The sequence below is a fragment of the Microvirga tunisiensis genome (assembly GCF_009296175.1).
Taxonomy (GTDB): domain Bacteria; phylum Pseudomonadota; class Alphaproteobacteria; order Rhizobiales; family Beijerinckiaceae; genus Microvirga; species Microvirga tunisiensis.
Window position 1 is genome coordinate 21,862 of sequence record NZ_VOSK01000040.1, and the last position, 19,568, is coordinate 41,429.

At 62.2% G+C, this 19,568-nt stretch carries 18 protein-coding genes and 1 pseudogene; 7 read left to right on the forward strand and 12 right to left on the reverse strand.

Annotated elements, in window-relative coordinates; translation table 11 throughout:
- Positions 1-212 precede the first annotated feature (212 nt).
- The 4 genes from FS320_RS13025 to purT all read right to left on the reverse strand — a co-directional run bounded on the left by FS320_RS13025 (position 213) and on the right by purT (position 5,157).
- Positions 213-1,265 (reverse strand): histidine kinase dimerization/phosphoacceptor domain -containing protein, encoded by a 1,053-nt coding sequence (locus FS320_RS13025; protein ID WP_152712154.1) that lies wholly within the window; start codon positions 1,263-1,265, stop codon positions 213-215.
- A complete protein-coding gene (locus FS320_RS13030) occupies positions 1,262-1,693 on the reverse strand; it encodes a response regulator (RefSeq protein ID WP_152712156.1) in 432 nt (143 codons plus the stop codon). Before FS320_RS13030 ends, FS320_RS13025 begins: the two co-directional genes overlap by 4 nt.
- Positions 1,693-3,813 carry a PAS domain-containing sensor histidine kinase gene (locus tag FS320_RS13035; RefSeq protein WP_152712158.1) on the reverse strand — a complete coding sequence of 707 codons (2,121 nt, stop codon included), beginning with the start codon at positions 3,811-3,813 and terminating at the stop codon, positions 1,693-1,695. Before FS320_RS13035 ends, FS320_RS13030 begins: the two co-directional genes overlap by 1 nt.
- A 171-nt stretch (positions 3,814-3,984) precedes the next feature.
- Positions 3,985-5,157: a formate-dependent phosphoribosylglycinamide formyltransferase gene (purT, locus tag FS320_RS13040; RefSeq protein ID WP_162002958.1), complete on the reverse strand. Its 1,173-nt coding sequence runs from the start codon at positions 5,155-5,157 to the stop codon at positions 3,985-3,987.
- Positions 5,158-5,545: 388 nt separating this feature from the next.
- On the opposite strand from purT, the gene FS320_RS13045 reads away from it, so the two are divergent.
- From FS320_RS13045 to FS320_RS13070, 6 genes are all read left to right on the forward strand, one after another.
- The gene (locus tag FS320_RS13045) at positions 5,546-5,851 is read left to right on the forward strand and encodes a hypothetical protein (protein WP_152712159.1); all 306 of its coding nucleotides are present in this window, start codon (positions 5,546-5,548) and stop codon (positions 5,849-5,851) included.
- A gap of 93 nt (positions 5,852-5,944) precedes the next feature.
- The gene (locus FS320_RS13050) at positions 5,945-6,865 is read left to right on the forward strand and encodes a DMT family transporter (protein WP_152712161.1); all 921 of its coding nucleotides are present in this window, start codon (positions 5,945-5,947) and stop codon (positions 6,863-6,865) included.
- A 118-nt stretch (positions 6,866-6,983) separates the two neighbouring features.
- Positions 6,984-8,075 (forward strand): type III polyketide synthase, encoded by a 1,092-nt coding sequence (locus FS320_RS13055; protein WP_162002959.1) that lies wholly within the window; start codon positions 6,984-6,986, stop codon positions 8,073-8,075.
- A gap of 6 nt (positions 8,076-8,081) precedes the next feature.
- Positions 8,082-8,795 (forward strand): methyltransferase domain-containing protein, encoded by a 714-nt coding sequence (locus FS320_RS13060; RefSeq protein ID WP_152712165.1) that lies wholly within the window; start codon positions 8,082-8,084, stop codon positions 8,793-8,795.
- Positions 8,792-9,946 (forward strand): NAD(P)/FAD-dependent oxidoreductase, encoded by a 1,155-nt coding sequence (locus tag FS320_RS13065; protein WP_152712167.1) that lies wholly within the window; start codon positions 8,792-8,794, stop codon positions 9,944-9,946. The genes FS320_RS13060 and FS320_RS13065 overlap by 4 nt, the downstream gene beginning before the upstream one ends.
- The gene (locus FS320_RS13070) at positions 9,943-10,800 is read left to right on the forward strand and encodes an SAM-dependent methyltransferase (RefSeq protein WP_152712169.1); all 858 of its coding nucleotides are present in this window, start codon (positions 9,943-9,945) and stop codon (positions 10,798-10,800) included. The genes FS320_RS13065 and FS320_RS13070 overlap by 4 nt, the downstream gene beginning before the upstream one ends.
- A 2-nt stretch (positions 10,801-10,802) precedes the next feature.
- Here the strand turns inward: FS320_RS13070 and FS320_RS13075 are convergent, their stop codons facing one another.
- The 3 genes from FS320_RS13075 to FS320_RS49750 are packed head-to-tail and all read right to left on the reverse strand — an operon-like array spanning position 10,803 to position 12,289.
- Positions 10,803-11,330, reverse strand: coding sequence for an ankyrin repeat domain-containing protein (locus tag FS320_RS13075; RefSeq protein WP_152712171.1), 528 nt, complete (start codon positions 11,328-11,330; stop codon positions 10,803-10,805).
- A gap of 36 nt (positions 11,331-11,366) precedes the next feature.
- Entirely contained in the window at positions 11,367-12,044 is a 678-nt protein-coding gene (locus FS320_RS13080; protein ID WP_338105324.1) for a nucleoside hydrolase, read from the reverse strand.
- Positions 12,041-12,289 carry a nucleoside hydrolase gene (locus tag FS320_RS49750; RefSeq protein ID WP_274597170.1) on the reverse strand — a complete coding sequence of 83 codons (249 nt, stop codon included), beginning with the start codon at positions 12,287-12,289 and terminating at the stop codon, positions 12,041-12,043. The genes FS320_RS13080 and FS320_RS49750 overlap by 4 nt, the downstream gene beginning before the upstream one ends.
- A gap of 83 nt (positions 12,290-12,372) precedes the next feature.
- On the opposite strand from FS320_RS49750, the pseudogene FS320_RS13085 reads away from it, so the two are divergent.
- Positions 12,373-14,240, forward strand: a pseudogene (locus FS320_RS13085) (adenine deaminase).
- A 3-nt stretch (positions 14,241-14,243) separates the two neighbouring features.
- On the opposite strand, the gene FS320_RS13090 reads toward FS320_RS13085, so the two are convergent.
- The 5 genes from FS320_RS13090 to FS320_RS13110 are packed head-to-tail and all read right to left on the reverse strand — an operon-like array spanning position 14,244 to position 19,348.
- Entirely contained in the window at positions 14,244-15,569 is a 1,326-nt protein-coding gene (locus tag FS320_RS13090; protein ID WP_152712173.1) for an amidohydrolase family protein, read from the reverse strand.
- On the reverse strand, positions 15,569-16,654 hold the full coding sequence (locus tag FS320_RS13095) for an ATP-binding cassette domain-containing protein (protein ID WP_162002960.1): 1,086 nt from the start codon (positions 16,652-16,654) through the stop codon (positions 15,569-15,571). Before FS320_RS13095 ends, FS320_RS13090 begins: the two co-directional genes overlap by 1 nt.
- 6 nt (positions 16,655-16,660) lie before the next feature.
- The gene (locus FS320_RS13100) at positions 16,661-17,452 is read right to left on the reverse strand and encodes an ABC transporter permease subunit (protein ID WP_162002961.1); all 792 of its coding nucleotides are present in this window, start codon (positions 17,450-17,452) and stop codon (positions 16,661-16,663) included.
- Positions 17,449-18,297 carry an ABC transporter permease gene (locus FS320_RS13105; RefSeq protein ID WP_152712177.1) on the reverse strand — a complete coding sequence of 283 codons (849 nt, stop codon included), beginning with the start codon at positions 18,295-18,297 and terminating at the stop codon, positions 17,449-17,451. Before FS320_RS13105 ends, FS320_RS13100 begins: the two co-directional genes overlap by 4 nt.
- A 10-nt stretch (positions 18,298-18,307) precedes the next feature.
- On the reverse strand, positions 18,308-19,348 hold the full coding sequence (locus FS320_RS13110; protein ID WP_152712179.1) for an ABC transporter substrate-binding protein: 1,041 nt from the start codon (positions 19,346-19,348) through the stop codon (positions 18,308-18,310).
- Between the last annotated feature and the right edge of the window lie 220 nt (positions 19,349-19,568).

Below are 19,568 nucleotides of genomic sequence, written 5' to 3' on the forward strand. Positions count from 1 at the left end.
ACGTCTGAAAGATCGCGATCGAAGCGATGCCGCGTGCAGCATGGGAAGCAATCGCACGAGAGCCTCGGACCCACTTTTGGGTCCGAGGCTCAATTCCCAAAGTAGCGCATCGACGGCTGCAGAAAAACGGGTCAATTTTTCGCTGACGCGAACCTCTGGTTCCGCGCGATGCGCTAGCCTTCCAAAACTGCTCTTCGACCAAATTTAACGATCTAGATCACGAAGGACAGGCTGGCCCGGGTCCCCATGTGATTCTGATCGAACTCGATGGCGGATTGTAGGTTGGATGCCATGGCTTTCACGATCTTCGTGCCAAGGCCGCTTCCCTGCACCACCCCGGTGCCCTTCCACCCGATCCCGTCATCCTCGACAACAAGTACCGCATGACCGTCTGCGGAAGACAGGCCAACACGGATATCACCCGTCCTGCCGGCCGGATAAGCATATTTGAAAGCGTTCGTGACAAGTTCTGTTACGATCACGCCAACGGAGACCGCCTTGTCCGTCGGAATCGAAATCGTCTCAGCCAACAGGGTAATCGTGTGCTCGCGCCCAGCGGCACGCATGGCGCCCTCGAGTTCCTCGACAAGACCTTGCAGGTAGGTATCCATCTCGACGAACCGCACGTCGTTCGAGGTGTAAAGGCGCCGGTGGATCTGCGAGATGGCCGTGATGCGGCTTTGGGTTTCCCGCAACGTGTCTCTCGCGACGGTATCGCTGCCGAGCGCCCGCTGCTGCATGGCGACGAGGGACGCGACCAGTTGCAAACTGTTTGCAACGCGATGATCCACCTCGCGGAGCAGCATCTCTGCCCGCTCTCGCGCCTCGCGCATTTCCCTTTCCGCGGCCTCCTTCCCCTGGCGGAGCCTTTCGGCGGCGAGCGCCTGCTCGGCAGCCGTCCGGAGGAGATCGAGGAAAACCCCGCCGACATCCTTGATGACGTAGTCGGCCGCGCCTGCCTTCAGGGCGGCGACTGCAATCCTCCCCTCATCGGCTCCGGTCACGTAGACGACCGGAGGCGGATTGGAGAGGGTCCGGATTTCGGTGAGAACCTCGAGGCCTTCCTTGCCGGGCATGAAGTGATCGAGCGCGATCACGTCGAAATGCTCGGCGGCAAGATGATTCAGACCCTCATCGCCGCTGAGGGCATGTCTGACCTGAAAGCCGTAGCGTGACAGCGAGCGCTCGACGAGCCGGCCAAGGCCGTGATCGTCATCGATATAAAGAAGCCGGATCGGTGGGGTTTCCGAGACGCCCTGGCTCATAGGGCTTCGGGAACCTGAATGACTGAAAGGAAGAGCCCAAGCTGGCGGATGGCCTGCGAGAAGGACTCGTATTCCACCGGCTTGGTGATGTAGACATTGGCACCGAGGTCGTAGCAGCGCTGCACTTCGCGCCGATCATCCGTAGTCGTGAGCACCACCACCGGAGCACGTTTCAGCTTCTCGTCGCTTTTCAGTTTGGCGAGAATGTCGACCCCGTTCATGTCCGGCAGGTTGAGATCGAGCAAAACCAGGAAGGGACCGGCATTGCGCACCGCTTCGCTGAACAGGTGCTCCAGGGCAGCCGTCCCACTGGTGAAGGTGCGAAGTTCGTTGTAGACGCCCGCCCGGCGGATGTTCTTCTCAATCAGGCGGGCATGTCCCTCATCGTCCTCGACCATGATGATGGTGACGGGCTGTTGGTGGGGCATCAGGCGGCTTCCGAACTCATGCTGATATAGCTTGGCAGGACGACGGTGAAGATCGAGCCCTCGCCCAGCCGCGACGATACGGAGATTGTCCCGCCGAGCCTTCGCACAAGAGCGCGTACATGTGCAAGCCCGATTCCCTCGCCCTGCTGATCCTGGACTCCGGAGCGTCGGAACAGATCGAAGATCCTCTCGAAATCCTTCGGATCGATGCCCCGCCCATTATCCTCGATCTCATAGATAACATTGGCCCCGAGATGCCGCCCCCGGACCGCAATCCGACCAGGGCGGGATGGGTGAAGGTATTTTACCGCATTGTCGATGAGGTTCCCGAAGATCTGCTCGATGGCCAGCCGATCGCTGGTGAGATCGGGAAGGGGCTCGATCAGCAGTATCGCGCTCCGCTCGTGCAGCTGATGCGCAACGCTGTGGCGCTGGGCCTCGAGCAGTTGGGCCATATCGATGGGCTCGGGAGCCAGAACCCGCCTTCCCTCACGGGACAGTTTCAGGATCGCACGGATCAGCTTGTCCATCTTCACGGTCGAGGACCGGATGAAGCCGATCGCCTCTGGCAGATCGGATTCGATAGCCGCGCGTATTTCCGGCGAGATCAGGTTGGAATCGGCTTGCCGAACATTCCGGTAGAACCGCTCGATCTCGGCCTGCGCCCCTTCGAGCTCGCTCGTGAAACCCATGACGTTGACGAGCGGAGCCCGCAGATCATGGCTAACGATATAAGCGAAGCGCTGAATCTCTTCGTTCGCGGCATCGAGTTCGGTCACCCGCTCCGCCAGGATCGATGCCAGTCGGCGGGTTTCCTCCTCGGTGCGCAGTGCACGCTCGCGGCTCTCTCGAAGCGCGTCTTGAGCCTGCCTGAGATCATGGATGTCGGTGCAGGTTCCGAACCAGCGTTTGATCCGCCCTTCCTCGTCACGAACCGCCTGGGCCCGTCCGAGCACCCATCGGTACTCACCGGAGCGATGCCGCAACCGGTATTCGATGTGGTACGGCTCGCCCGTCGCAAGGCAGTGGCGCCAGACGCCCCACGCCCGCTCCTGATCATCCGGATGGAACATGCCATTCCAGGCCTCGCCATCGGTCGAGCCTTCTGGAACGCCCGTATACTCGTACCAGCGCTGGTTGTAGTAGTCGTGATGCCCGTCCGGCTGCGTCGCCCAGATCAGCTGGTCGATTGAATTGGCAATGGCGCGGAATCTCTCTTCGCTTTCGCGCAGGGCCTCCTCGCTGCGTTTCTGCTCAGTGACATCATGACCCTGCACGAAGATGCCGGACACCTGTCCATCGGGATCGAAGATCGGCTGATAAACGAAATCGAGAAAGCGCTCCTCCCGAACATCCCCGGAGGACTGCCTCAAGTGAACACGGATGCTTCGGCCAACGAAAGGCTGACCGCTGTGATAAACCCGGTCGAGAAGATCGATGAAGCCCTGCCCTACCACCTCCGGCAACGCGTCCCGGACGGGCTTCCCAACAATGTTCTCACGACCGATCAGCTGGAGATAGGCCGCATTGGCCATGGTGAAGACGTGATCGGGCCCGCCGAGGGCGGCCATGAAGCCGGGCGCCTGCTGGAACAATCCTCGCAGGTGCTGTCGCTCCTCACTCAGAGCTTGGTTGGCTTCCTGCACGGCCTGCGCGCGGCGGAACATATCCGTTTCGATCAGCGCGGAGGGACCGGACGGCAGGATTGTGGTTCTCGCCAGGTTCCGCAGCCGATGTAGTTCCGTAACATCGACCGTGTGCTGGAGAATGAAGGTCATCTCGCCGTTGTGGTTGAAGAGCGGCGTATGGGTCGCACTCCAGTAGCGCTCCTCGAATCCCTGGCCGCTCGGCAGCGGAATGGCGTACTCGATCAACGATAGATAATCCGCAGTCTTCTCCCGGACGACTTTCTCAAGGGAACCTCGCAGTTGCCGGTGGCTCGAAGAATCGGGATCGCTCGGAAATGCCTCGAACATGTTGCGTCCGAGCAGGTCCTCCCGCTTGCGCATGGTGACGTGGAGATAGGCGTCGTTCATCCCGACAATGGTGAGCGAGAGGTCCAGCAGCACGTAAGGGTTCGGAGACGCGCTGAAGAGCGCTTCGAAATTGATCGTCTTCAATCACTATGCTGGGCGGCCGCCAGCCCCCTCGTTGTTGCCTGACAGAGTTTGTCCGTATTTAGGCGGCTCACAGCCAAGTGCCATAGGGCGCGACAATCACCCTGTACCTGTGACCAATCCGACACTCAAAAGCCGCAGCGGCCATCCCGAGCGAGTGGCGTCAGTGCCCGCTCAGGGCTCGTATCCGATCTGGACCCGGCTAGCCGCCTGCCGCGCCCGCTCGCGCGCTTCCTCCACCGTACCGCCGGAGGCCAGAGCGACCCCCATGCGGCGGTGCTTGCGGGTGGTCGGCTTGCCGAAGATACGCACCTCCACGTCCGCGTCCGCCGAGCCCAAGACGAGGGCATTGCTCAGCCCTTGAATCGTAAACCGCTCGGCCTCCCGGTCGGCCAGGATCACGGCCGAGGCGGTGGGACCGTGCAGTCGAACCTGTGGGATCGGCAGGCCCAGCACGGCGCGGGCATGAAGGTCAAACTCTGACAGGTTCTGGGAAAGAAGTGTCACGAGGCCCGTGTCATGAGGGCGGGGGGAGAGCTCGGAGAAAACCACCTCGTCACGGGTCACGAAGAACTCGACGCCGAAGATCCCGTAGCCGCCGAGATTATCGACGACCTTCCGGGCCATTTCCTTGGCGTCGTCGAGCAGCTTCTCGGTCATGGGGGTCGGCTGCCAGGATTCCTGGTAATCGCCTCGCTCCTGCCGATGCCCGATGGGTTCGCAGAACGAGACGCCCTCACGCGAGCGGATCGTCAGCAGGGTGATCTCGTACTCGAAGGCGATGAACTCCTCGACGATCACCTTCTTCCGGTCCCCGCGCATGTTCGCCACGGCATCGTTCCAGGCCAGTTCCAACTGATCGGGCGTTCTCACCGTGCTCTGTCCTTTGCCGGAAGAGGACATAACCGGCTTGATCACACAGGGCAGACCCGTGTGCTCGGCACCTTCCCTCACCTCTTCCAGGCTTTCCGCATAGCGGTACTTTGACGTGCGCAGACCAAGTTCGGTTGCGGCAAGCTCCCGAATCCGGTCCCGGTTCATGGTCAGCGACGCGGCTCGGGCGGAGGGAACGACCGTAAATCCCTTGTCCTCGAAATCCTGCAGCACTTCCGTGCGGATCGCCTCGATCTCCGGAACGATGAAATCGGGCCGATGCTTCTCGATAGCGTTCCTGAGGGCACCCGCATCGAGCATGGAAAACACCTCGGACTCGTCCGCCACCTGCATGGCGGGAGCGTTCGCATAGCTGTCACAGGCCACCACGTAGCAGCCATAGCGCTTGGTCGAGATCACGAACTCCTTGCCGAGCTCGCCCGATCCGAGGAGAAGAATCTTGGCTGTGAACACGGTAATGCCTTTCGTTCAGGACTTGGGCCGCTTTGCCTGTGTGACAACGCGCCAGACTTAATTCCCCTGGTACAGAAGAGCCAGCGCTTTGAAGCATCCATGGCTGAGACAGGCCGCAGGGTCGAGTCCCGGTTCTTTCAAACCGGCAACAGACGGTCCTTATTCACATAGGATAATCTCAGTCCTGGTTCCTCTTTGCAGATCCGTCTGAAACCCGCTGCTTTCGGCATTTTAACAGCACACCATGGATCAAGTTTCCCTTGCGTAGCGTTCAACAGCAGCGACAGGGTTTCGGCCTCGCTTGCGCTGGATGCAGCCCTGCCGCCTCAATCGCGCATTACGCAATCCCAGGTTCAATGGGCTAAGGGGTCTGCGCAGGAGAAGCCCAATGCTAGCCAAGAAGAAATCATCCGAGAGCCGGAACCGGCGCGTGACCCGAGTCGAACCCCCCGTCCTCGAGGAGGCGGTTGTCGCGGCACAAGGACTGACGGATAACATTGAAAGCCAGGTCGAGATCGCCGCACAGCTCATGGGACTGCCGGAGGATGAAGTACGTCCCGTCGTGCTGAAGTCGGTGTCCCAGCCCCGCCGTTCCGAGCGCCTGCCCGAGCGTATGATCATGTCTGAGCGGAGCGAAGGCCCGAAGGTCGTGGTGGTCGAGCGCAAGCGCCCCCGCCTCGTCATGCCGAGATAGTTCCCTTATCCTCTCACCCCGTCCGGACGCGCCTGGCGCAACCGCTCGTCCCTGCGCATCCTCACCGCCGCCGTCCTGCGGGATTGTCCGACCATGGTCAAAGGTATTGTTCTTGCATTTCTTGCCTTTGCCGTCTTCGCCTGGGGCGACGCGTTGGTAAAGGAAATCGGGCACGGCCTCGATCCCTTCGAGGTGACCTTCTTCGGATATCTCATTCCCTTTCTCCTATCGCCTGTCTTCATGAAGCCCGGCGACAGGCTCGTCGATCTGGTGCGGTGGAATAAGCCCTGGCTCATGGGGCTTCGGGTTTTCCTGATCGCCATTACGACGCCGCTCAGCGTCATGGCCTTCCGGAGCCTGCCCTTCGCGGAGGCCTTCGCCCTTATGTTCCTCATGCCCAGCCTGGTCACGATCCTCTCCATCTTCGTGCTGAAGGAGCATGTCCGATGGCGCCGTGGCCTTGCCGTCTGCGCGGCCTTCATCGGCGTGCTGATCATCGTGCGTCCGGGCTTCAAGGAGTTTCTGCCGGGCCACCTGGCGGCGCTCGCCACCGCCTTATGCTCGGCAGGCGGTGTCATTACGGGCAGGATGATCGGTCACTCCGAGAAACGTTTCACCTTGATCGGAACCGTCTTCCTGGCAACGACACTTCTGGCCGGAATTCTGATGATTCCGGGCTTTGCCTGGCCGATGATGCATCAATGGGTGCTGCTGCTCGCCTTCGCCGCAACCGCCTTCGTTGCGCAAGCCCTGTTTATCATCGCGACCTTGTACGCTCCGGCTGACCGGCTCGGAGCGGCTCAGTACAGCCAGATCCTCTGGGCTCTGGCCATCGGGGCGCTGTTCTTCGACGAATGGCCCGATGCTCTGGCATTGGTCGGCATCTTCATCGTCGTTGCGGCCGGTCTGTTTATCTTCGCGCGGGAACAGACGCTCAAGCGGGGGCAGCCTCAGGGTGCGGCTCCAGCCGAGCCTGCCCAGCCCGAAACGGTGGCCGCCCCCATACCCCATTGAAGCCTCCCGGGGTGCGACTTCTGCGTCAACCTTCGTTTCCTCATCTCCAAGCCGCCCTATCTCCGCCTTTGTAGGGCTCTGATTGCTCGGTGTCCGGGCCAGGGCCAAGGTAGACAGGGTGGTTTCCTTGGCAGGCGCGTATATCAACCGGATCGGCACCGCCGTTCCGCAGCACGATGTCCACCAGACCTTCATCGGCTTCGTGGATCAGTTTCTGTCTGAGCGGAAGGACAAGCTGATCTTCAGGCGGATGGTCCAGCGGTCGGGGATCGAACACCGCTACTCGACCCTACCGCCGAGCGATAACCTTGAGGCAGCCGCTGACCGAGAAGGCTTTTTCCGACCTGGACAGTTTGTCGGGACCGGTGCCCGCATGCAGCGCTTCGAGACCCATGCCGTCGATCTCGCGCAGCAGGCCATCGAGGCTCTCGGCCTGCAAGAGGACCTGACATCCATCACCCACATGGTGGTCGCTTCCTGCACCGGATTTACAGCCCCGGGGCTCGATCAGCAGCTCATGGAGCGTTTAGGGCTCAATCCCTCCATCGAGCGCACCATGGTAGGGTTCATGGGCTGCGCCGCCGCCGTCAACGCTCTGAAGGTTTCTCATCACATCGTCCGGTCCGAGCCAAGCGCCAGGGTCCTGGTGGTCAATCTGGAACTCTGCACGCTCCATCTTCAGGAAACCTCCGACCTCGAGGTCATCCTCAGCGCCCTGCTGTTCGGCGACGGATGCGCGGCGAGCCTCGTCTCGGCCGAACCGAAAGGCATTGCGCTCAAGGATTTTCGCGTCGCGACGATTCCGGATACCCGCGATCTCATCACCTGGCGTATCGGCGATGCTGGGTTCGAGATGAGCCTGTCCGGAGAGGTTCCCCAGCAGATTACGAAAGCCCTTCGCCACGAGGCCACCCGCAATGATGATGGCGGTATCCTGCGCGGCCAGCACAAGGACGATTTCGACCTCTGGGCAGTCCACGCCGGCGGGAGAACAATCCTTGATGCGGTCGAACAGGGTCTCGACCTCGGGCCTGAGGCGTTGCGCTGGTCGCGTAATGTGTTGCGAGACTTCGGCAACATGTCGTCCGCCACACTGATGTTCGTTCTCGGCCGGATCATGCAGGATGCCCCTCCGAGTTCAAACGGTTTCGGAATGGCATTCGGCCCGGGATTGGTGGCCGAAACCTTCCGCTTCACCCTTGCCGGATGAAGCCCCATGAGTCGGAGTTTTGCCGAGCGCAGCCCCGAGACGGAATGGATGGATACCGAGGCCGTCAGTCTCGACGACTACCGCTCCTGCCTGAAGGATCTGGCCACGGTCAATGTCGTGACCATGACACATGGACCGATCCTGAAATGGCTCGACCGCGCCACCCGCCACCTGAACCCACAGGATCGGGTGACGATCCTCGATGTCGGATATGGATACGGTGACCTGCTGCGACGGATCCATGCCTGGAGCCGCCGTCGGAACCGGCCCGCCAGCCTGATCGGCGTCGATCTCAACCCCATGAGCGAGCTGATTGCCCGCGCTGCGACGCCTCCCGGTGTTGGCATCAATTACCGGACCGGCAACGTCTTCGATTTCCAGCCTGAACGCCCCATCGACTTCATCATCTGCTCGCAGACGACGCACCACATGTCGAATGAGGAGCTTGCAGGCTTTGTCCGCTGGATGGAGCGGGTCGCCACGCGCGGCTGGTACATCGCCGATCTCTACCGTCATCCCATCCCGTTCCATTTCTTCCGCGCCTTGTCCTGGGCGGCCGGATGGCATCGCTTCGTGCGGCATGATGGCCCGATCTCGATAGCCCGCAGCTTCCGCCGGAAGGATTGGGAGACAATTCTGGCTTCAGCCGGTCTTAAGCCTGGAACTGCTCAAATCCGCTGGTATCCGGCCTTCCGCCTCTGCGTGAGCCGATTGAAATGAGCGAGGGACGCGCAGAAGAGATCGTGATCGTCGGCGGCGGTCTCGCCGGCGCATCCGCGGCCAGCATTCTCGCCGGTGCCGGACGACCTGCGCTCCTGATCGAACGCGATGCGGAGCCGCGACACAAGGTCTGCGGCGAGTTTCTAAGCATCGAGGCTCAGACCTATTTGGCCCATCTCGGCATCGACCTCGACGCACTTGGAGCAAGCCGCATCTCGCACCTGCGCCTCATCCAGGGGCGGAGTATGACAAAAGTCCGCCTGCCCTTTGTCGCCAGAGGATTATCCCGCAGGATCCTGGACGAGGCTCTGCTGCAGCAGGCCCATTCCCGAGGAGCCCGGATCATCAGAGGCCAGGCTGTCAAGTCCATCTCTGTAGATCCTTCGAAGGTCCGCATCGATGTTGCGTCTAGCGGTCAAATCTCTGCGGCGACTGCTTTCCTGGCAACGGGCAAGCATGACGTCAGAGGGATGAAGCGAGTGTATGCCGGCGCCATGGACGACCTCATCGGCTTCAAGATGCATTATCATTTGGCAGAGGAGCAGCAGCAGGCGCTCGAGGGCGCCGTGGAAGTCATTCTCTTTTCAGGCGGTTATGCCGGGCTCCAGATGGTCGAGCAGTATGTTGCCAATCTCTGCCTCGTCGTTTCTCGGCAATGTTTTGAACAGGTCAGCAGAAGCTGGGACACCCTTCTCGATCGCATCATCGGTGGGTGTCCGTATATCGCGGAACGCCTCCAAGGCGCGCGGGCGCTTTTCGAGCGCCCGCTGTCCATCTTCCAAATCCCCTACGGCTTTGTCCACGCGCCGGACCCAAACGAGCCACAAGGCTTGTTCCGGCTGGGCGATCAGGTCGGCGTCATTCCATCCTTTACCGGCGAGGGCATGTCGATCGCTCTGCACAGCGGATGTCTTGCCGCCTCAACTTTTCTTGCGCATGGCAGGGTGAGTTCGATCTACCATGGCTGGATCCGCTCCGATATCCACCGCTCGATCCGGCTCGCATCCATCCTGAACCGCGCCGTGCGACACGCGGCAGGACAGCGAGCGGTCTTTCATCTGTGCCGGATCTGGCCGGCTGCGATGCGGCATGTGACGACGCTGACCCGTGTGCAGGAGGCCTCCATGAGCAGAGCGCTTTCTGCATCATGATCGTCCCCAGAGAGCCTCAGTCATCCGCCGCTGTCGCGGAGCATTATGATGAGCTCGATCCGTTCTATCGCGAGATCTGGGGCGAGCACGTCCATCACGGTCTCTGGACGACGGGCCGGGAAGCACCGGATCAAGCTGTCGAGGCTCTGATCGCACATTTGGCCGACACATTGGCGCTAAGGCCCGGGCAGCAGGTTTGCGACATCGGCTGCGGCTATGGAGCGACGGCCGAATGGCTTGCCGAGCATCACGGTGTCCATGTCATGGGCGTCACCCTCTCATCCGCGCAGCTTCGGCAGGCAGAAAGACGAGCGGCCGGATCGCCCCTTCTCCAGTTCATGCGGCAGGATTGGCTCGCGAACACATTCGAAGATGGCGCCTTCGACCATGTGATCGCGATCGAGAGTTCCGAGCATATGACGGACAAGCAGCGGTTCTTCGACGAAGCGTATCGAACTCTCCGACCGGTTGGGCGGCTTGCCATCTATGCTTGGCTCGCACGCGATAAGGCCCACCCCTGGGAGGAGCGCCTGCTCCTCGAGCCGATCTGTCGTGAAGGACGCCTGCCTGGTATGGGCACCGAGGCGGAATACCGCGAATGGGCGGAAACGGCCGGCTTCGTCGTGGATGGATTCGAGGATCTCAGCCTGAAGGTGAGGCGCACCTGGGCTCTTTGCACCGGACGGGTTGCAAAGAAGCTCCTGACCCATTCGCACTACCGGCGCTACCTGCTCGATGCGCGCTCCCAGAACCGCATCTTTGCCTTGAGCCTTCCGCGGATCTGGCTGGCCTATGCCACCGGATCGATGCGCTACGGGCTTCTGACGGCCCATAGGCCACCAAGTCCTGCCTGATCTCAGAAATTCGGTGCCGCCCTGGCAAGTTGCTCCGCCGTGTCCGCGGCGCCCATGGCGCCGGCAAGCGCTTCGGCGGTGAGGCCGCCCGCATCGCGTGCCTGGAGATCCGCTCCTCGCGCCAGAAGGGCCTCGGCGATCTCGGTGCGGTTGAACATGGCTGCGATCATGAGCGGGGTTTTTCCGCCCTCGCTGCGGCCGTTGGCATCCGCTCCACCGTCCAGCAGGCATTGGACCGTTGCCATGTCGCCTTTGAAGGCCGCGCCCGCCAAGGGCGTCTGCCCGCGATCGTTGGCGAGTTCCGGGTCTGCGCCATGCGCCAGGAGAACCCGCACGGCATCGACATGGCCGTGGTAGCTCGCCAGCATCAGGAGCGAGTCGCCTTTCTCGTTGCGCAGATTCGGCGGCAGCCCCATGCGCAACAATTCCTCGAGATCCTGCGCCTGCCCTGCCCTGGCATGCTGAAAGACCCGCTGGGCGAAGGCGATCGTCTCCTCGTCCAGTTCCGGCTTGGGCGGTTCATTCTGCATCGTGCGCTCCATACGACTCGTGAGACCATTCATGCCTCAGATAGCGGTCAATTTCGCGGAGAGTAGATCGAGAACGGCTGAACCATCGACGCCCAAGGCGACTTGAACCAGCGTCCCTTTCTCCCCGATCGTCAACGCTCCCGCTTCCTCCGTGGAACCGGTACTGACGCTCAAGCGCAAATCCTCCAGACGGAAGAGTTCCGGTGCCAGTGCGAACAGCATCACGCAAGGGTCGTGGAGCGGACGGCTTTGCCGATGAGTCGTGGTCTCGAAATAGGACTCAATGAGATCGGCGACCATGGCGGCCAGAGGCATCCCGGTCGCAGACAGCGCCTCCGCGAAATCCCGCGTGGCGCGCACCTGTCGGGTCACGTCCAGCGGCACGAGCACGAGGGGCAGTCCCGAAGACACGACGACAGCCGCCGCTTCCGGATCGGCCCACAGATTGAACTCGGAGCGCGGACCCACATTGCCAGCCTCGTGAACCACGCCTCCCATGGCTATGATCCGGCCGATGCGACTGGCGGCTTCCGGCTTTTCGAGAATGAGGCGGGCGATGTTGGTCAGCGGTCCGAGAGCGAGCACATCGACTGTACCGGCCGGCTCGTTGAGCAGGAGTTCCGCCAGCCATGCGACGGCAGGCTGGTTTTCCGGCTGCTTTGTGGGATCAGGCAGAGCGACGCCGCCGATGCCGTCTTTCCCATGCAGGTTCAGCGGCTCAGGTCCGGCCGGGACAGAGGCGTAGCCGCACCTGCGAAGACCGGAATATCCTCCCGGCTGACGAAAGCCAGCAGCCGGCCCGCGTTTCGAGTCGTCGTTTCAATGCCGATGTTGCCGGCAACCGTCGCCATGCCCGCAATGGCAAATTCAGCGGAGGCAAGGGCAAGCAGGATTCCAATGGCATCGTCGATGCCTGGATCCGTATCGATGACGATCAGCCGGGGTTTTGCGTGAGGCATGATGAGGTTAGAAACCTTGCTGTGAGTCCGTGCGGCCGCTTATCCGACACCGGACGGAATTTGACCATAGTCACAGGTGCTCCGTGATCCATTCAGCCTCGCTTCCCGACGATCTCCTGGTGAATGCCGAGGATGAGGTGAACATCCGCCAGGGTCTCGTTCTGGTCGCCCTGAGCAAGCGGCCTGCCGATATGCTGTTGCGGGTCGGTCGCCTGCTCGATGTTCACACGCGCACGTGGGTCGAGGATCAGGAGATCGCCATCCGCGGCCGGCGCATCGCCTGGACCGGACCTTCAGGCACCTACCCCGGAACGGCTCGTGCGCACGCGGATCGCAGCGATCTCGCCGCTGTCCCTGGATTCGGTGAGGTGCACAAGCATATCGAGAGCTCGCACATCACGCCCGAATACGAGGCGGCGCTCGTTCTGCCGCGCGGCAATACCTGGACCTGTGAGGCAAGCCATGAATTCTCGAACGTGGATGGCCCCCACAACCTCGAATTCTGGCTCACCGCCCGGCGGCACGGCTCGCCGATGAAGATCTTCCCGCTTCCGGGATCGGCCGTGCCTCCGACAGCCTACGAATGGGGTGGCGGATACTACGGTTACGACGAGCAGGCTGGCTTTCTGAGAGAAAGCCTCATGGTCGCGGGCCTCGACGAGGTCATGGATTGGCCCGCCGTCTGGAACCCGGAGAACCCTTCGCACAAGCGGCTCTGGGGCATGATCCAGGCGACGTTCGAGAAGCGTGGCGTCGTGGAGGGTCACGGCGCGGGCTTGCGCGATATGAACTCCATTAACGCCTTCCGCAGCGGGACTTGCCTCCGATCACGAGGGTTGGACGGCTGAGGAAGTCTGGGACAAGCTGCGCCACGGCATCTTCATCGAGATCAGGCCGCATTCGATGCCTGAGATCATCGGGGGACTGCTTCAGCGCGGTCTCTCGGACTGGTCGCAGGTAGCTTTCGCCACCGATGACCGCAGCGCGTCGGATACGCTGCGGATGGGCGCCACGGATCACAATGTCCGCTTGGCCGTTCAGTCGGGGCTCTCGCCTGAGATCGCGATCCAGTGCGTCACGATCAATCCAGCTCGACACATGCGGCTGACACTGGGTCGGCAGCATCGCGCCAGGACGCTTCGCGGATATCGTGCTTCTCGACGACGTGGAGACGCTCTCGATCGCTGAGGTCTGGGCGGACGGAAAGCCGGTGTCCAAGGGAACGGATTATCTGGGTCCTCTGCCCTCCATCGAATGGCCCGACTGGGCCTCGAAGACAGTGAACATCCAGCGCAGGATTGAAGCGAGGGATTTCGTCGTCGCCGCACCCGACCGCGCCAGCGTGCAGGCGGCACTGCTGCGACCGTTCCACTGGCACGACGACTTCATCACGATGGAACTTCCTGTAGACGCCGGTGAGGTTCAGCGTGACTTAGGGCGTAACGTAACGAAATTCGCCATCGTCGACCGCTTTTCAGGCGAGGCAAAGATCTCCCGCATGTTCTGGCTTGGCTGCGGCCCGAAAACGCCCGATACGGCGGTCGGCTGCACGGTCGCTCACGACAAGCACAATCTCTGGATCGTAGGATCGTCCGACGAAGCCATGGCGATGGTGGCCAACCGCGTTGCGGAAATCGGCGGCGGCTGGGTTCTCGTCAGCGGCGGAAAGGTGCTGGCCGAGGTGCGCTACGAGATCGGTGGGTTGATGACCCAGCGCCCGGCGGAAGACCTCGATGCCGAGATGCAGCAGCTGTACGCGGAAGCGGCAAAGATCGAATGGCTGTACGAGCCCACCTTCTCGCCGCGCTGGTTTCCGGGCTTTCCGGAGCGGCTCCAGTTCGCGACCCTCACCTGTGCGCCCTGGCGCTGGGTGCTGGTCGCGCCGTGCGAGGCCGCTCCACAAGGCTTCGTCAACGTGGCGACCGGACAGACGCACCCGGTCGTCTGGTAAGAATCAGCCCGCCGCGTCGATCCGCGCCATCTCGGCCTTGAACGTGGCTGCGATTTGGCCCGCATCGCGCAGGATCTTCTTGCGCTCCAGGCTCTGGACATTGCGGCCGCGCATGATCCAGCGGCCGCCGACCATCACGTCCTGCACATCAGCCGGCATCGCTGAAAACACCAGCGTGGCGTAGATGTCGTAGACCGGCTGCAGACGCGGCGCCGACAGGTCGATGCGGATGAGATCCGCCTGCTTGCCGGGCTCGAGCGAACCGATGCGGCTGTCGAGACCCAGCACCTGCGCTCCTTCCAGCGTTGCCATGCGGATCACCTGGGCCGCCGGCATGGGCTTGCGGCTGTGACCGAGCAGCTTCTGGAACATGGAAACCGGACCAAACTGGCTGAACAGGTCGAGGGTGTTGCCGCTCATCGGTCCGTCGGTGGCGATGCCGACCTTGATGCCCGCCGCCCGCATGGCCTCGATGGGCGCGATGCCGCGCCCGGCCTTCGCATTCGAGCGGGCATTGTGGGCCACGCGTACATCCGCTTTGGCCATGCGCTCGATCTCGAAGGGGTCGATATGCAGGCAATGGGCCGTGATCAGTCCGGGCAGCAGAAGCCCCGCCTTCTCGACCACCGCGACGGGCCGCAGGCCGTGGTTCTTGCGGCACCATTCCATCTCGCTGTCCATCTCGGCGAGATGGAGCTGCACCGGCACGCCCGGATGTGCCTCGGCCCACCGGGCGACGCGGGCCATGATTTCGACGTCGGTCGAGTACGGCGCATGGGGCGCGATGGACGGAACGATCCGCTCGTGACCCGAGAACTCGGCCACCAGCTCTTCGACAAGGGCAAATCCCTCGTCGATGGTCTTGTGATCGGGCGGATCGAAGGTCGCGAGGGTCTGGCCGACCACACCTCGCAGCCCGGCTTGATCAAGTACCCGCCCGACCTCGGTCTCGTAATAATACATGTCGGCGATGGTGGTGACGCCCGCCTCAATGGATTCGAGCGCGCCGAGAAGCGTGCCGACACGCACCATCTCCGGCGTCACGAACTTGCGCTCCATCGGCAGCACATAGCGGAAAAGCCGGTCGTCCACGTCTTCGCCGAGGCCGCGGAAGAGCGTCATCGCCAGATGCGCGTGGGGATTGACCATGCCGGGCATGACCACATCGCCGTCGACGTCGATGATCTCGGCGCCTTCCACCTGAGGCGGCTCGCCGGACCCAAGCGCCCGGATCGTGCTGCCCTCGACATGGATCCATCCGCCGTCGATGACGCTCATGGTCGTATCGATAGGCAGAAGGCAGGCGTTCTTGATCAGAATCGCAGCCATCACTCGTCCTCCTCGGAGGCAAGGATGGTGGATTGCTCCGGCACCGGCACGAGCTTCACGCTTGTGCCTGCCTCCAACGGCGCCGTCAGGCTACCGTTGCCAATCAGATGGCCTGCAGCCGTCTCACAGTGATACTGATAGGCTCGGCCGAGATAGGTCCGCAGGCCCAATCGGGCGGGAAGCCCTTCAGCGGCCGAAGCGGTCGATACCATCAGGCCATCGGGCCGCGTGGCGAGCAGGAACGTGTCCGGGATCGCGCCGAACAGGTTCTGAGACAGCCGCAGTCGCATTCCTGCTATCTCAGCGGTCACGACATCGCCGTCGCGCGCAACCACCTTCAAGGGAATGATGTTTTCGAAGCCGACGAAACGGGCCACGAAGGTGTTGGCCGGACGGCGGTAGAGCACCTCAGGCCGATCAAACTGCATGAGGCGCCCGGCATCCATGATGGCGACGCGGTCGGAGATCGAGAACGCCTCCTCCTGGTCGTGCGTGACATAGACCGAGGTGGTGCCGTTGACCGAGGTGGTGCCGTTGGCGCGCTGCAGTTGGCGGATCTCGACGCGCATCTCGACCCTGAGCTTGGCATCGAGATTGGAGAGTGGCTCGTCGAACATCAGGAGCGGCGGCTCGATAACGAGCGCCCGCGCCAAAGCGACACGCTGCTTCTGTCCGCCCGAGAGCGCGCCCGGCGCGCGGTCTGCGAGAGTTGCGAGGCCCACGCGCTCCAGCATGGCCAAGGCTCGCTTGCGACGCTCGGCTGGGGCGATGCCCCGCTGTTTGAGGCCGAAGGCGACGTTGTCGAGGACCGACAGGTGCGGGAACAGGGCGTAGTTCTGGAAGACCAGGCCGATATCGCGCTTATGTGTTGGCAACCGCGTCAAGTCGCGCCCGCCGAGCAGGATCGATCCGCTGGTGGGCGATAGAAAACCGGCGATGAGGCGCAGGGTCGTGGTCTTGCCGCAGCCGCTGGCACCGAGGAGGGACACGAGTTCTCCGGCCTGAACCGAGAGCGAGAGATCTTCGAGAACCTTGGTCGTCCCGTAATGGGCGGAAACGGCGTTGATATCGAGAGGCTGTGCCACGGAAAGCTACTTCGCAAGAAAGGTGAGGCCGAGGGTTCGCTCCACGATGGCCATCACGGCCACGGTGAGGAACATCAGAAGGACGGAGACGGAGGCGACCGTCGGGTCGAAGAACTGCTCCACATGCGCCAGGATCTGGATCGGCAGAGTGCTGATGCCCGGTCCTGTCAGGAAGAGCGACACTGACACGTCATTAAGCGAGGTGATGAAGGCGAGAATGAATGCGGCGATCACCCCTGCCCTCACATTCGGCAGCACGATGGTGAAGAAGGTTTTCACCGGAGCGCTCCCTAAGCTGATCGCTGCCTCCTCGATGGAGAAGTCAAAGGAGGCCAGGCTCGCGCTGATCACCCGCACCACATAGGGCAGCACGATCAGCGTGTGACCGATCAGAAGGGCCGCGAAGATCGGAAGGCCTGCCCCGACCGTCAACGACTTCAGAAGCGCGAAGCCGAACACGATTTCGGGTACGAGGATCGGCAGCACGAACAGCGTTCCGAGCCAGCGCGGAAGCTCGACCCGGAATCGATTGAGGGCATAGGCCGCCGGAACGCCGATCAGGAGCGCGATCAGCGTGCCCAAAAAGGCGATCTGGAGGCTGGTGACGATGGTCCGCCGGAAGGCGCTGATCTCGAAGATGTTTTCGAACCAGCGCAAGGAGAGCCCCCGCGGCGGAAAGGTCAGGTAGGTCGTGTCGCTGAGTGCCGCGCCGACCACAATGACCAGCGGCACCATCAGGAAGAGATAGACCAGCGCCGCGACGGCGATGAGGATGGGATGAGGTCTGTCGGACATCACGTGGCCATGGGGTTGATGCGGCGGGCGATGTGGCTCATCGCAAGAACGATGGAGATGGTGATGACCGTCATGATGGTCGCAATCGTCGAGGCGCCGACCCAGTCGAACGAGACCATGGCGCGCTGCTGCAGAAGCGTCGCGAGCACGGTCTGGCGCTCACCGCCCAAAAGCTGCGGGATCGCGTAAGCCGTGAAGCTGCCGGTGAAGACCAGCACGGCACCGACGATGAGGCCAGGCACGGCCAGGGGAAGCAGGACCTGCCAGAACGTCGCCATGGGCGAAGCGCCGAGCGACGAGGAGGCCTGCAGCACATCGCGAGGGATGTTCTCAAGCACACCGACCAGCGACAGAACCATGAGCGGCACGAAGAGATAGACCATGCCGATGATGACGGCGCCTTGCGTGTAGAGCAACTCGAGCGGCTCGTTGACGATGCCGAGCGCGAGTAGGGTCTGGTTCAGGATGCCGTTGCGGCCAAGAATGATGAGCCAGGCGAAGGCGCGGACCACGACGCCCGTCAGAAGCGGAAACACCGCCGCCACGATGAGCAGGCTCTTCAGCTTGCCCGGCGCACGCGACACCACATAGGCGGTCATGAAGCCGAAGATCAGGGAGATGATCGTCGTGAAGGCCGAAATCTGCAGCGTCCGAAACAGGACAGTCGTGCGAAAGCCGCTGTTGAAATAGGAGATGTAGGGGGAGAAAGCCCCGCGCGGATCCATGAAGGTTCCCGCGATCACCGCTCCGATCGGCACGATCAGGAATCCGATCACGGCGAGCGTGGCGGGCGCTGACAGCGCCCACCCGGTTGCGCCATCCCGGCGCCAGAAGTGTCTTGATGTCATGATGGCAGGATTACTTCCCGAAGACCTCGCTCCAGGCATCGAGCCAGTCGTTCTTCGCCGCATTCAGCTTCTCGTAGTCGAGACGCTTGAGGGACGAGATCATCTTCTGGCCATAGGTCCAACGGGCCGCTTCCTCGGGCTTCAGCTGCACTGCGGTGGCAACAGGAGCATCGACGCCCCGCTCGGCCAGCGTCTGCTGGATCTTGGGTTCGAGGATGAAGTTGATGAACTGGTGCGCCAGATCGGGGTTCGCAGCGCCCTTGGCAATGTTCACCGTGTTGAGGGTGGCATAATCGCCCTCCTTCAGCTCGGCCCAGCGCACCGTCGGCACGGCCGCCTGGATCTGGGCCAGAGCGAAGTCCTGCGCCATAGCGACGGAGACCTCGCCGGTCGAGAACAGGTTCACGAGCTCCGAGCCGGTGTTGTAGTTCTTGACCACGTTGGGCTTCAGCTGCTCGAGAGCCTTGAAGGCCGCACTCTCGTCCTTGTAGGGATCGACGCCCGCCTTGTTGGCGGCGACCAGAACCGTCATCGGGCCGGCGGTGGTGGTGATGCCGGGGAGCGAGACACGGCGCTTGAGATCGTCGCGCCAAAGGTGGTTCCAGGAGGTGATCGGTGCCGACACCTTGGCGCTGTCATAGATAATGCCGACGCGGCCGATGGTGTAGGCGGGACCGAACTTGCCTTGCGGCTCCTTGGCGAGTTCGTAGATGCCGTTGACGTTGGGGACCTTCGAGCGGTCGACTGGCTGGAACAGGCCTTCCTGGATGCCGATCTGGGAGTAGCTGTCGGTGAGATAGACGACATCCACCCCGCCGCCGCCGCGGATCTTGATCTTGTTCAGGCGGTCGGCATTGTTGCCGGTTTCGAAGACCAGCTCGCAGCCGCACTGGGCGCGAAACGGCTTGAGAATGATTTCTTCCAGCTTGTCGCCGTTGAAACCCCACCAGGAGATCGTGAGGGTCTTGTTCTGAGCCATGGCCGGAGCGGCAGTCAGCGCTCCAGCGACAAGAGCCATGCCCGCAATCGGTTTCCACCAACGCCCTACCATCTCAGGATCTCCTAGCCGTTCTTATGCATGGGAAGGTTGATGAAGGCTGGCGAGTGTAGCTTAAGCACTTGAAGCAGCGTAGGATTTGGTTGTTGAGACTAATCCCTGCCACCAATTGCCCTGTGCCACACTCGCCATGCCGGACGATACACCTGCCACCTTCCCGTTTCCAGCCGTTGGCCGCAAGAAGATCACCGCTGCTTTCGACGGTGGGCGCCTG

Excerpts from the sequence above, each read along its gene's own strand:
- FS320_RS13025 (WP_152712154.1), bottom strand. The coding sequence starts at position 1,265 with ATGAGCCAGGGCGTCTCGGAAACCCCACCGATCCGGCTTCTTTATATC.
- FS320_RS13030 (WP_152712156.1), bottom strand. The coding sequence starts at position 1,693 with ATGCCCCACCAACAGCCCGTCACCATCATCATGGTCGAGGACGATGAG.
- FS320_RS13045 (WP_152712159.1), top strand. The coding sequence starts at position 5,546 with ATGCTAGCCAAGAAGAAATCATCCGAGAGCCGGAACCGGCGCGTGACC.
- FS320_RS13050 (WP_152712161.1), top strand. The coding sequence starts at position 5,945 with ATGGTCAAAGGTATTGTTCTTGCATTTCTTGCCTTTGCCGTCTTCGCC.
- FS320_RS13060 (WP_152712165.1), top strand. The coding sequence starts at position 8,082 with ATGAGTCGGAGTTTTGCCGAGCGCAGCCCCGAGACGGAATGGATGGAT.
- FS320_RS13065 (WP_152712167.1), top strand. The coding sequence starts at position 8,792 with ATGAGCGAGGGACGCGCAGAAGAGATCGTGATCGTCGGCGGCGGTCTC.
- FS320_RS13070 (WP_152712169.1), top strand. The coding sequence starts at position 9,943 with ATGATCGTCCCCAGAGAGCCTCAGTCATCCGCCGCTGTCGCGGAGCAT.
- FS320_RS13075 (WP_152712171.1), bottom strand. The coding sequence starts at position 11,330 with ATGCAGAATGAACCGCCCAAGCCGGAACTGGACGAGGAGACGATCGCC.
- FS320_RS49750 (WP_274597170.1), bottom strand. The coding sequence starts at position 12,289 with ATGCCTCACGCAAAACCCCGGCTGATCGTCATCGATACGGATCCAGGC.
- FS320_RS13090 (WP_152712173.1), bottom strand. The coding sequence starts at position 15,569 with ATGGCTGCGATTCTGATCAAGAACGCCTGCCTTCTGCCTATCGATACG.
- FS320_RS13105 (WP_152712177.1), bottom strand. The coding sequence starts at position 18,297 with ATGACATCAAGACACTTCTGGCGCCGGGATGGCGCAACCGGGTGGGCG.
- FS320_RS13110 (WP_152712179.1), bottom strand. The coding sequence starts at position 19,348 with ATGGTAGGGCGTTGGTGGAAACCGATTGCGGGCATGGCTCTTGTCGCT.